This is a genomic window from Alteromonas sp. AWM4_230, assembly GCF_056158305.1.
In genome coordinates, this window is the sequence record NZ_JBSWTB010000001.1 from 3,447,612 (window position 1) to 3,459,824 (window position 12,213).

General features: G+C 44.2%; 12 protein-coding genes. 9 read left to right on the forward strand and 3 right to left on the reverse strand.

Annotated elements, in window-relative coordinates:
- Positions 1 to 198 precede the first annotated feature (198 nt).
- From ACXACS_RS14800 to ACXACS_RS14810, 3 genes are read left to right on the forward strand one after another with little or no spacing between them, the layout of a single operon-like run.
- Positions 199 to 1,455 carry an E22 family MetX-like putative esterase gene (locus ACXACS_RS14800; RefSeq protein WP_474809288.1) on the forward strand — a complete coding sequence of 419 codons (1,257 nt, stop codon included), beginning with the start codon at positions 199 to 201 and terminating at the stop codon, positions 1,453 to 1,455.
- Positions 1,455 to 2,531, forward strand: a complete 1,077-nt coding sequence (locus ACXACS_RS14805) for an extracellular catalytic domain type 2 short-chain-length polyhydroxyalkanoate depolymerase (RefSeq protein WP_474807699.1) — start codon at positions 1,455 to 1,457, stop codon at positions 2,529 to 2,531. Before ACXACS_RS14800 ends, ACXACS_RS14805 begins: the two co-directional genes overlap by 1 nt.
- A complete protein-coding gene (locus ACXACS_RS14810; RefSeq protein WP_474807701.1) occupies positions 2,524 to 3,291 on the forward strand; it encodes a 3-hydroxybutyrate dehydrogenase in 768 nt (255 codons plus the stop codon). Before ACXACS_RS14805 ends, ACXACS_RS14810 begins: the two co-directional genes overlap by 8 nt.
- Positions 3,292 to 3,398: 107 nt before the next feature.
- Here the strand turns inward: ACXACS_RS14810 and ACXACS_RS14815 are convergent, their stop codons facing one another.
- Positions 3,399 to 4,559, reverse strand: a complete 1,161-nt coding sequence (locus ACXACS_RS14815; RefSeq protein WP_474807703.1) for an iron-containing alcohol dehydrogenase — start codon at positions 4,557 to 4,559, stop codon at positions 3,399 to 3,401.
- Between the two features lie 116 nt (positions 4,560 to 4,675).
- Between ACXACS_RS14815 and ACXACS_RS14820 the strand changes: the two genes are divergently transcribed.
- The 6 genes from ACXACS_RS14820 to tmpT all read left to right on the forward strand — a co-directional run bounded on the left by ACXACS_RS14820 (position 4,676) and on the right by tmpT (position 9,868).
- Entirely contained in the window at positions 4,676 to 4,792 is a 117-nt protein-coding gene (locus tag ACXACS_RS14820; RefSeq protein WP_474807705.1) for a fatty acid cis/trans isomerase, read from the forward strand.
- A 90-nt stretch (positions 4,793 to 4,882) separates the two neighbouring features.
- Positions 4,883 to 5,758: an NAD(+) kinase gene (nadK, locus tag ACXACS_RS14825; protein WP_014948959.1), complete on the forward strand. Its 876-nt coding sequence runs from the start codon at positions 4,883 to 4,885 to the stop codon at positions 5,756 to 5,758.
- Positions 5,759 to 6,017: 259 nt separating this feature from the next.
- Positions 6,018 to 6,527, forward strand: coding sequence for a DNA starvation/stationary phase protection protein Dps (gene dps, locus ACXACS_RS14830; RefSeq protein WP_014976104.1), 510 nt, complete (start codon positions 6,018 to 6,020; stop codon positions 6,525 to 6,527).
- Between the two features lie 415 nt (positions 6,528 to 6,942).
- A complete protein-coding gene (gene recN / locus ACXACS_RS14835; protein WP_474807708.1) occupies positions 6,943 to 8,628 on the forward strand; it encodes a DNA repair protein RecN in 1,686 nt (561 codons plus the stop codon).
- Positions 8,629 to 8,752: 124 nt separating this feature from the next.
- On the forward strand, positions 8,753 to 9,109 hold the full coding sequence (locus tag ACXACS_RS14840) for an outer membrane protein assembly factor BamE (protein ID WP_179982924.1): 357 nt from the start codon (positions 8,753 to 8,755) through the stop codon (positions 9,107 to 9,109).
- A 105-nt stretch (positions 9,110 to 9,214) separates the two neighbouring features.
- Positions 9,215 to 9,868, forward strand: a complete 654-nt coding sequence (gene tmpT / locus ACXACS_RS14845; RefSeq protein ID WP_474807711.1) for a thiopurine S-methyltransferase — start codon at positions 9,215 to 9,217, stop codon at positions 9,866 to 9,868.
- 134 nt (positions 9,869 to 10,002) lie between these two features.
- Here the strand turns inward: tmpT and ACXACS_RS14850 are convergent, their stop codons facing one another.
- Both ACXACS_RS14850 and ACXACS_RS14855 read right to left on the reverse strand, forming a co-directional pair.
- The gene (locus tag ACXACS_RS14850; protein ID WP_474807712.1) at positions 10,003 to 11,289 is read right to left on the reverse strand and encodes a DUF445 domain-containing protein; all 1,287 of its coding nucleotides are present in this window, start codon (positions 11,287 to 11,289) and stop codon (positions 10,003 to 10,005) included.
- Between the two features lie 12 nt (positions 11,290 to 11,301).
- Complete coding sequence (locus ACXACS_RS14855; protein WP_474807714.1) at positions 11,302 to 11,796, reverse strand: arsenate reductase family protein; 495 nt, start codon at positions 11,794 to 11,796, stop codon at positions 11,302 to 11,304.
- Positions 11,797 to 12,213: the final 417 nt, after the last annotated feature.

Here is a 12,213-nt window from a genome sequence, read left to right on the forward strand (position 1 = left end):
GTGTTAGCGCTGATGTATTTGTAGCCAGGGTCACTTTACATACAGATTCTGTTGAAGGAAGTCAGCGCTGTGAAAAAGGATTGAGGGTTAAAGAAAATGAACTGGAAAACTAGGCGTGCTCCAAAACAAATGTGGAAAGGAAACAAGTACAACAGTCAGCGATCAGTAGTGCCATGCGTATGGGCGGTACAAAAATATATGACTTCACTTAAACTGGTAGCCTTACACTCGGCTAGGAAGTCACGTGCCCTGCTTGGGTTGCTTGCGACGCTTCTAGTAACGTTTCACTTTCAGGTAGTGGCGAGCGAAATTGAGCAAAAAGGTTCGCTGATAGTAGAAAAGCAGACGTTCGAAATGCCTCACTATACAACCTTTGGTGGCAAACAGATCAAGAATATAAAAGTAGGTTGGGAGGCGTACGGAACACTAAATGATGCTAAGAGTAACGTTATACTGATTACCCACTATTTTTCAGGCTCTTCTCATGCAGCGGGAAAGTATGACGAAAACGATTCAGCACCAGGTTACTGGGATAGCATTATTGGTCCCGGAAAAGCCATTAATACAGACCGCTTTTATGTAATAAGCGTAGACACACTAGTCAACTTAAATGCGTACGACCCGAACGTAATCACCACAGGCCCGGCATCAATTAATCCAGATACAGGAAAACCTTATGGCCTGGACTTTCCCGTTGTCACCATACGTGACTTTGTAAACGTTCAAAAAGCACTGCTTGAAAGCTTAGGTATTGGCAAATTGTACGCGGTTATTGGGCCTTCTATGGGCTCTATGCAGGCTATCGATTGGGCGAGCGCTTACCCAGACTGGGTTGAACGTATGATTTCAGTTATCGGCGCAGGTCAAAGCGATGCATGGACTACCGCGGCATTGGAACACTGGGCAACGCCAATCACTCTAGATAAAAACTGGAACAACGGCGCTTATTCCAAAGAGCAAGCGCCCCTTAATGGCTTAGCTGCCTCGCTCATGTTAATTACGCAAAATGCCCTTACCCCTTCTTTTTTCAACCAAACCGGCAAAACGTTGGATTTTAAAAATGTTGAGTCAGCGCCGCTTAGTGACATACGTCAGTCACACAGTATTGTAAGCTGGCTTCGTGAACGAGCGAAGGCCCGGGCAAAAACTATGGATGCCAACCACCTTTTATACTTGGTTCGAGCTTGCCAGCTCTTCGTTGCTGGGCACCAAGATAATCTTGAGCAAGGGCTGGCGTCGATAAAGGCCAAAACGCTGTTTATTCCAGCCCAAACTGATTTGCTTCTTATGCCCTACTTATCTCAAAGTGCACACCAAGAGCTTATTTCAACTGATATCGACAGCACATTAGTTACGCTAGATGGCAAATTAGGGCATTTAGAAGGAGTGACTAACATATCCGCTCAAGCACAGGCCATTCGCCAATTTTTAGAAAATGATAAGGCAGCAATGTAATGATGAAACCTACACCCTTTTTACGCCGCGCAATGTGGCTTTCTTTATTAAGCGTTAGCGCGCTTAGCTTTAGTTCGCCAAGTTTCAGCGCAGAGTCATCAGCACAAGGTGATGTTCCTTTGCTTACCCTCGATTTAAAGAATGTCACCGTGTCTGGCTTGTCCTCAGGCGGTTACATGGCAACACAATTTCAACTAGCACATAGCGACTGGGTGAAAGGCGTTGGTGTCATTGCTGGCGGCCCCTACTTTTGTGCAAAAGGTGATATAACCACCGCCCTCGCACAATGCGTGAATAAGGTAGAGGGAGAAATTAACCTTGATACGCTAAACGAAAAAGCCAAACAGTATGAAACTGAGGGAAAAATCGCCTCGCTTTCAAATATGAAAGACGCAAAAGTCTGGCTTTTTCACGGCACGCAAGACACCAGAGTGATTGCACAAGTCAGCGATTTATTATTTGAGCAATACAAATTGTGGACAGACACCCAAAATATTGCCTATATCAAAGATAAACCCATGGCACATTTGTTTCCTACCAAAAACAATGGCGTCAACTGCATGAAATCAGAGAGCCCCTTCATTGGGAACTGCGACTATGATGCCGCAGGCGTTTTGCTTTCCCATCTTATTGATGATATTTCAGCTCCTGATGATAATTTGTCGGGAAAAGTGCATTCGATAGACCAACAAAATGTAGCCGGTAGCGATGCTAAAACATTAGCAAGTGAAGGTTTTGTGTATGTACCTGAAAGCTGTGCACAAGGCGAGCCCTGCAGAGCCCATATTAGTTTCCACGGCTGTAACCAGTATGCCGATGCCGTTGGCGATGCCTACACCACCCAGACCGGTCTGAATGAATGGGCTGACGACAACAATATTGTTGTGCTTTATCCGCAAACTAAGAAGTCGTTATTTATGCCGTTAAATCCACAAGGCTGTTGGGATTGGTGGGGCTATGCATCTAGCGATTACGCCAACAGAAACGGTGCGCAAATAAGGGCAGTAAAGAAGCTGTTGTTTTCATTAGATAGTGCACCTTCATCAATCAACGCCTCAGGGAGTACCAATGAGTAAGCGCACCATATTTATCACAGGCGGCGCAAGCGGCATTGGCTTTGGCATTGCCGAGTCAATGATGAAACAAGGCCATCATGTGATCATCGCTGATATAAATGAACAGGCGGCGAAAGAGGCCGTAACTAAACTGGCGCACTTGGATGGTTCGGCCAGCGCAGTGGCGGTAGACGTGTGCAATGCAGAGCAAGTTGCAGCGCTACCTGAGGTACTGGGAAAACATACCGTAGATGTGCTTATAAACAATGCAGGTATACAACACGTTTCTCGTATAGAAGACTTCCCTGCAGATAAGTGGCAGCAGCTTATAAACATAATGCTGGTTGGCCCTGCTCTGTTAACCCAAGCTTTTTTGCCCACAATGCGACAGCAAAACTACGGGCGCATCATTAATGTAGGCTCTATTCACTCGTTGGTAGCCTCGCCCTATAAGTCTGCTTATGTAGCGGCGAAGCATGGGCTGTTAGGTTTTGCAAAAACCATCGCGCTTGAAACAGGTGACTGTAATGTAACCATTAACACTCTCTGCCCTGCGTATGTTAAAACCCCCTTGGTAGAACAACAAATTACAGCACAGGCAAAAGAAAATAACCTTACCGAGGAAGAGGTAATAACAAAAATCATGTTAGAACCCATGCCTAAAAAGCAATTTGTTAGCGTTGAAGAACTTGCAGATACCGCGAGCTTCTTAATGTCGGCTAGTGCCCGCAATATTACCGGGCAAACCATGGTACTCGACGGGGGGTGGACGGCGCGATAGCTGTTAGTGAATTTTACGCTTTATGATTGGTGGTTGTAGCGTGTTTTTCTTCATACTAAAAAGACTGCAAGGCGCAGTCTTTTTCGTTTTATCATCTTGCCAAAAGATTATTCCCAAAGTGAGACATAAATGGCGACCATCTCTTCAATGGTCGGTACGCGAGGGTTATTGCCCGGTGAACCCGATGCCAAAGCTTGCTCAGCCATTGTTGAGGTCGAAGCAAAAAACGTCTCTTTATCAATTCCAAACTCTGCTGGCGTGGGCACTTGTAAATCGGCATTAAGTGCTTTTAGCTCATTGATAAGCTTTTCGTTCGCCATTTCGTCTGAATCTCCCTGTGTAGCGACCCCCATAGCGCGGGCACATTGTGCATAACGCACTGACGCACTTGGAATAGAAAAGGCGGTAACCGCGGGCAACAACATGGCGTTAGACAAGCCGTGAGGCACATGAAAGGCTGCACCGATGGGCCGGCTCATTCCGTGAACAAGGGCCACTGACGCATTTGAAAAAGCAATACCCGCAAGCGTCGAGCCCAGCATCATTGATTCTCTAGCCGTTTCATTTGTTGGATCTGCAAATACAGTACGTAGATTAGGCGCAATTAATGCCATAGCTGATAGCGCCTGTGCATCGCTATAAAGATTAGCTTTGCGGCTTACGAACGCCTCAATAGCGTGAGTGAGCGCATCAATGCCAGTATCGGCGGTAACGCGTGCTGGCAAGCTTTGGGTTAACGAATAATCGACCAGAGCTGCCGTTGGCATAAACCCTAGACCAACACACAACATTTTCTCTGTAGTGTTTTCGTCAGTAATAATAGTGAATCGCGTTGCTTCAGAGCCTGTGCCCGCCGTTGTGGGAATAGCGATAATCGGTAAACCCGCGTCATCGACAACCCGTGGAAATTTGTAGTCTCGCATTTCACCGCCATATTTGCCCAATATGGCAATGGCTTTTGCACTATCGATAGGGCTTCCGCCACCTAAGGCGATAATGCTGTCATAATCGTTGGCTTTAAATGCATCCACACCTCGGGTAATCGATTTTACCGTTGGCTCAGGCACCGTATCTGAAAACACATCTGCGCTAATTCCAGCCTCTTTTAACACTTGCACTATGGCAGCGCTGTATCCCAATTCGACCATCACCTTATCGGTAACCAATAATGGTTTGCGACAGTTAAGGCCTTTGAGGGTTTCAGCCACCCGCTGACTCGCGCCCTTCCCTATATGCATCACTCTTGGCAAAATAATTTGATGAGACATGCTTCCCTCCTGTGGTTGCTTTTCTCCAGCATACCTGCCGAAATGCCTAAAGCAATGACAATGTAAAAATAATGTTATCACCACTTTAATCCGACTGCCTGCTCGACTAGGTTAGCATGCGCCGTACAATCCCAAATTATTGGACTTTAAGCGACAAACAGACTCAGTGGTCTAGCAAACACTCCTCTATTGAAGGCGGCCTGCTCGACTATAATCGATTAGAAGATCGCTAAACCTTGCACTCTGTAACGTTTTACGCTTTTATTTTGCAAAATACCTGTGCTAATGTCCGACCATTGGAAATGAAAGGACATTAGCATTCCATGCCCTATCAAACCGTTGCTTTAATTGGAAAACCTCAGCACGCTGCAACCCATGACAGCTTAAATATTCTTGCCGAATATTTATTAGCCAAAGGCTGCAAACTACTCGTTGAGGAAAGTATTGCTGAAGAGCTTGAAACTGAAAACTTCAAAAGCTGTAACCTTGTTACTATTGGTAAAGAGGCTGACCTTGCCGTTGTAGTAGGTGGTGACGGCAGCATGCTTGGTGCCGCCCGTGTACTGGCGCGTTTTGACATCCATGTTGTAGGCGTCAACCGCGGCAATCTTGGCTTTTTAACAGATATTCACCCTGATGATATCGTTCAACAGCTTGACCTTATCTTCAATGGTGAGTGCGTGGTTGAAGAGCGCTTCTTACTTGAAGTCGAAGTTTATCGGCACGAAAAGCTTAAAAGTAACAATTCTGCCGTAAATGAAGTGGTACTGCACCACGGCAAAGTTGCTCATATGATGGAATTTGAAATTTATATCGATGAGCAATTCGTATTCAGTCAGCGAAGCGATGGATTGATAGTAGCCACACCTACAGGCTCGACTGCATACTCTCTTTCAGCCGGCGGCCCTATCATTATGCCAAAGCTTGATGCACTAACGCTGGTGCCTATGTTTCCTCACACACTGAGCAGTCGCCCCATAGTTGTTGATGCAGACAGTCAGGTATCAATGAAAGTATCAAAGGTAAACAGTGACTCGCTGCAGGTAAGTTGTGATAGCCACATTGTTCTACCCGTATTGCCTGGTGATGAAATCCGCATTAATAAGAGCGTAGACAAGCTTCATCTTGTTCACCCCAAGGGCTACAGCTATTTCAACGTACTTCGCAAAAAGCTAGGTTGGGGCAGTAAGCTTTACTAGTCACATACCCCATTCATTTTTCCCAATGTGCATTTATTACATAAGCCTGTAGCATTTTCGTAATTGCTACAGGATTGAAAAATAAAGATTTTTTAATCTTTCCCTATTTCTCTATTAAAAACGTGTACTTATAAAACTCTCAGATTTCGGCATACCCGTTGCAACTGTCTAGGTAAGTTGTTGGCACAGGGCAAGTGAGATTTTGCCCCTTATGATGTTTTACATCGTGCTGATTTATTTACATTCAATAGGAGATATCATGAGTAACACCAATATCAAATTTACAGCCCCTGGAATGGATAACGATGCTGCTGCCAAAACAATTAAGGTATTGGATCAGCGATTGGTTGCACTATTAGATCTACAGTTAACCTTAAAGCACATTCACTGGAATGTGGTAGGACCAAATTTTATTGGCGTACATGAAATGCTAGACCCTCAGGTAGATGCAGTACGCGAAATGACAGACACCATTGCCGAACGTATTGCAACGTTAGGCGGCGTACCAAAAGGCACACCAAAAGCCATTGTTGAAGGTCGCAGCTGGAACGATTACGAACTAGGAAAAGGTTTAGTACTCGACCACCTTAAAGCACTAGATGCTGTATATGATGGTGTAAATGGCGACCATAGAAAGGCGCTAGAGCTTCTTGGTGAAATTGACCCAGTATCAGAAGATATGATCACTGGTCAGCTGGCAGACCTAGAACAGTTTCAGTGGTTCGTACGCGCGCACATTGAATCTGGAAGCGGTGAGTTGCAGCAGTAAGCTTTTTTATTGAATATTATATAGTTATCTGGCTATTTATAGTTCAATTAAAGTTGGAATTCAAAAGGAGAGCTTAAGCTCTCCTTTTTGATGTTTAGTTTTAAAAAACCGTTACAGCAGTCAACGTATTGGCTTGCAAGCTTTCTTCATAGATAGGCTTTTTGCTGTCGCATTTCACTTAGATTAGTACTGTATAAATTTCTGTAAAACACGCATTCTCATTAATTTCGTTTCTGCAGGTTACTCATAACCCCATATAACCCTGCGGACATATAACATTGATTTCTCGCCCTTTATTAGCTTCCTTCTTATTTTTAGCGTAATTTTTTTACGACTTAACTTTACACAGCCAAAATACTGTATATATTATCAGTTACTGTATATATCATCATGTTCAACTTATTCGAGTGTGGTTATGTTAGCGCATCTTTCTATTTCTAATTTTGCTGTTGTAAAACAACTATCGGTTCAACTGGAAAACGGACTTACTGCAATAACCGGTGAAGCCGGCGCAGGTAAATCAATTGCTATTGATGCGTTAAGCTTGTGCTTAGGCGAACGTGCCGACGCAAATGCTGTGCGTAAAGGAAGTACGAAAGCTGAAATCATCGCACACTTTTCCTTGAGCAATAACGCGTTAGCTAAAGCTTTTCTCGATGAACATGAACTTACCTCAGACGAGGATGAAAACAGCTGCTTTATTCGCAGAGTTATTTCTAAAGAAGGTCGCTCAAAAGCGTTTATCAATGGTATTCCCGCTTCACTTCAGCAGTTAAAAGGCTTAGGCCAATATTTGTTAGCCATTCACGGTCAAAACACACACCTGCAACTGTTGAAAGAAGATCATCAAAGAGATCTAGTTGACGGTTACGCTAAGCATGATGAATTGTTAGCGCAAGTTGCAGAAACTCATTCAATCTGGCGTGATAAGCAACGCTCACTAAAGACACTTCAAGAGCAAGCACAGCAGCGAGAAGATAGAATTCAGCTGTTAACCTATCAGGTGCAAGAGCTCGATGAATTTGCTATTGAAGAGGGCGAGTTCGAAGAGTTGGAAATAGAGCACAAGCGCTTGAGCAATGGTCAAAGCCTTTTAGAACAAGCGCAAACTAGCGTGTACAACTTATATGAGAATGATGAAGGCAACGCTTTATCAGTAATTCAAAGCAGCATTGAGCGCTTAGGCGAATTAGAAGCCCATGATGCAAGTCTAACGCCTATGATAGCATTACTAAACGACGCGGCAATTCAAGTAGAAGAAGCTGCGGGAGAGCTGCGTAGCTACTGCGATCAATTAGAAATTGACCCACTTCGTCTACAGCAAGTTGAAGCGCGCTATGCTAAGGCAATGGAGCTGGCACGTAAACATAGCGTTATGCCAGAAGGGCTATATCAACACCATCAAGAGCTAGCCGCTGAATTCAATTCACTATCTGAACAAGAAACACTATTGGGTACACTTGAAGGCGAAGTAGAAGAAGCGCGAGCAACATACCTAACTGCAACCAAAGGGTTGTCTGAAAGCAGGAACCGTGCTGCTGGTAAGTTAAGTAAAGATATCGAAGCTCAGATTCGTCAAATGAATATGCCTCATGCAAAAGTCGATATTCAAATTCAGTACGATGAACTTAAGAAACCTGTTAGCACAGGTCTTGATACTGTCGAGTTCAAAGTGTCTACCAACCCGGGGCAGGATGCAGACAAGTTAGAAAAAGTGGTGTCAGGTGGTGAGTTATCACGTATAGGGTTGGCTATTCAGGTAATTGCAAGTGACAATCACGCAACGCCTACCATGATTTTCGATGAGGTCGATACAGGTATTAGCGGGCCAACTGCATCTATCGTTGGCGGTCTGTTGCGCAAACTGGGCAAGCAGTCTCAAGTAATGTGTGTAACGCATTTACCACAAGTAGCTGCGCAGGCGCATAACCAGCTGTTCGTTACTAAACTCACTGATGGGCAAAGCACTGAAACTCAAATGCTACCGCTTACCAAGCAAGACCGTATTGATGAGTTGGCGAGATTGCTAGCCGGTGACAAAGTAACCAAATCGGCCTTAGCAAACGCAAAAGAACTGCTAAAAAGCGCAGCATCGAACTAAAATGCAGTTGATTGGTCATAGTTGTCAATGTAGCATGCCTTCGCGCTTGCAATAAAACAGTCTCGAAATTCGCTTTAGCGAAGTTCATTGACACTAACAAAGGCAATACTGGACAAATTAACGCATGAAGTTGCAACACCTATTAGTAATTCTTGGTATCACACTTACATCAACCGCTTGCTCGAACTGGATATATCGTATCGACGTTCCCCAGGGAAACTTCCTTGATCAAAGAGACGTTGAAAAGCTGCGCGTTGGAATGACAAAAGAACAAGTTATTTATGTATTAGGCAACCCTGTTGTTCAAGACTCGTTCGATGATGACACTTGGTACTACGTTTACGATATGAAACGCGGTATGGAAAAGCGCGGAAAAGATTTTCAGAAGCAAATGGTGATAAACTTTGTAGATGACAAAGTGACGACTGTTGAAGGCGACTTCGAGTTATCTGAAGACTTCAACACACCGCTTGATAACTAATCATGTTTAAAAAGGTAGCGTTTTCACGCTACCTTTTTAGTTTCTAATACCCTTGGTAAAAATGCCTGTTTTTCGAGTTACATAGCTCACCTGATTGAGGTCTATATGGAACACAGTTTTTGGCACAGCAAATGGCAAAAAAACGAAATTGGATTTCACGAACCTGAAGGGAATGCACTTCTTGTCAAATATGCCCATTTTCTGCTTGGTAACGAAAACTCGAGCACTACTTTCAAACGCATATTTGTTCCACTATGCGGAAAGACCCGTGACATCGGCTGGCTACTTTCCCAAGGTTGTGAGGTGGTAGGTGCTGAGCTGAGCGAAATGGCTATCATACAGCTATTTGAAGAGCTTGGTGCCGAGCCTAACGTTACTACCACTGCGAAGGGCAAGGTTTACACCAAAGACGGCTTAACCATATACGTGGGCGATATTTTTAAACTCACATCAAGCGATATAGGCGATGTTACGGGCGTTTACGATAGAGCAGCCTTGGTTGCACTGCCTAACCCTCTTCGCGAGCAATACGCTGCCCACCTAATTGCTATTACTCAATGTGCCCCTCAGCTAATCATCTCATTCGAGTATGACCAGAATGAAATGGCCGGCCCTCCATTTAGCGTAAACGAAAAAACCGTTGATACACTTTATGCTGGCGACTACAACATCCAAAGGTTAGAGCGTTCTGTGCTTGAAGGCGGTTTGAAAGGCAAAGTAGACGCTGATAATTTGGTATTTGCGCTAACGGCTAAGTAGGCTTGTTTAAGGTCCGTTGCCAATACCAAGCGCTGAAATAGTTGTTTTTTAGTTTGCTTTCAGCGCTGATTAACACTGCAATATTTACGCAATACATCCCCATGCCTGCTAATCCGACTTGCTTTTATAAATGGCTAGAGGCCTAGTAGCGCCTCGACCCCAAACAATATTGCACCTATTAGACCTCCGACGATGGTACCGTTTATGCGCACTTTTTGTAGGTCACGACCAATATTTAGTTCTACCTGCTCAGCCATTTCACGTTCATCCCAACTATTGATGGTGTCGCGAATGTGGCGCGTTAGAAACTCAGCTAATTCTGGCGCCATATATTTTGCTGCTTCACCAATATGTTTATTAAACGCTTTTGCCAACTCACTGTCTTGCGTTAACGTTGTGCCCAAATCTTTTAGAAGACCCGACACTTTAGTTTCTGCTTTGCCATTTTGCTCTTCAAGTGACGTTAAAAGCCATTGATGGAATTTGGCCCATGATTGCTGAACATAGGTATTTAATGCTGGGTCATTGATGATTTTTTCACGATAGCTATTTACCTTTTTCTCCATTAACGGGCTGTGCTGTAGCTCGTATAAAAACTCATGCACCTGTTCGTCGAAAGCATGGCGAATAGGATGGTGCTCATCCTCGTATATATCTTCTAAAATACTTGAAACGGCTTTAACAGCTATGAGCGCACCCTGTTCGCTTAGCCAGCTAGACGGCAAGAGCTTTTCGATGCGGCTGTACTCAGTTTTTAACCAAACCACTAAAGTATCTGCTATATAAATTTGAGTTTCGGGCTCTGCGAGCAGTTTAGCTAGTTTCCCTAACACCCTATCGAGTACGACTTGGTGCTGGCGTTCTTTCGTCACCGCGCTTAGCGAAGTAGCCATTAGCTGCCTAAGATCAAGTTGGTTAATACCCTTCTGCGCAGTTTTAGCAATAAATGCTTTAACAGGTTTGTCATCAAGCACACGTAACACACCGGCAAAAGCGTCACATAGAAAGCGACTTAAGCGAGTAGCGTTTTTCTCGTATGACAACCATCTTCCAGCGCCCTTCGCAGGGTCACTGTCTCGAATCAGTTTTTCTATCGCTTCGGGGTGAAAGAATTTCTCTTTAACGAATACCGACAAATTATTAGCAATAACTGACTTATTACTTGCCACGATATTGGTATGGGGAATGGGATACTGGGCTGGTATTGGTTTAAACAACGCGGTTACAGCAAACCAGTCAGCAAGACCACCGATAAGCGCCGCCTCACTCGCCATTTTTATAAGCCCTAACCACCATGCACCCTGTAAATTTGGGTAGAACTTGGGTAGTAATACTGTAAAGACAAATACGCCTGCGGCAAAAACCAAACAGGCCAATGCGAGCCTTTTGGCTTTGTTCAGCTGTGCATATTTGTCCGTCATAAACTACTCCGTTTAAATTACTTGTTTACCGTCTTGGTCAATTAGTGGTGTACCGTCTTCTTTAGCAAAAGGGCCTTGTGGCCATACATGTAAAATATCCAATACAGCTTCACTTGGGCGGCATAATTTCACTGTTTCTTTTAGGTCACTAGAAACAGCTCTTCCCTCGTCTACTTGGTTAGAAAAAGAAGCAGACTTTTTACACTCACCTTTGGGAATGCAAACAATAGGCCTATTCACTAATATGGGGTGCTTCAACATCAATTCGAAGATAGCCTCGTTACTCACTGACTCATCAAGCAGCCCTAACTCAGCTGCAGGCGACTTTGTTGTCCGAAGCGCTTGTCGAGGGGTCAAGCCTGCTGCGTGTAATAAATAACTTAGCTGCTCGCGCTCCCACCCTACACTTAAATACTCAATAACCTCTACGTCATATCCCGCAGCTCTAATCACTGCAAGTACATTTCTAGACGTTCCACATTCTGGATTATGATAAATCCTCACCATCGTTTCTCACCTCAACAAAAAATAAAAACTATAAATACCAACATACTATTTAAGTTCGAAGACAGCACCTGTACTTCGTGGACACACACTCGCTTTCCTGCAAACTATTCACGTCGCACCTGTACTCCGTGGACACACACTCGCTTTCCTGCAAACTATTCACGTCGCACCTGTACTTGGTGGACACACACTCGCTCTTCTGCAACCTAATCACTTCACGCCTGTACTGCGTGGACACACACTCACAATGTTTTTAACTCGATACTTTGTTGAAGAATATTTAGATAAACAGCCTTGTCGGAGCTTTACCACTAAATTAGAGCGTCCAGTTCGTTTATTAAAGCTAAGTAAGTGTCTGTCCACTTCTATGCTTAAGTGCATGTTAATTCGGATGGTCAAATTCGCTATCTATTGGCG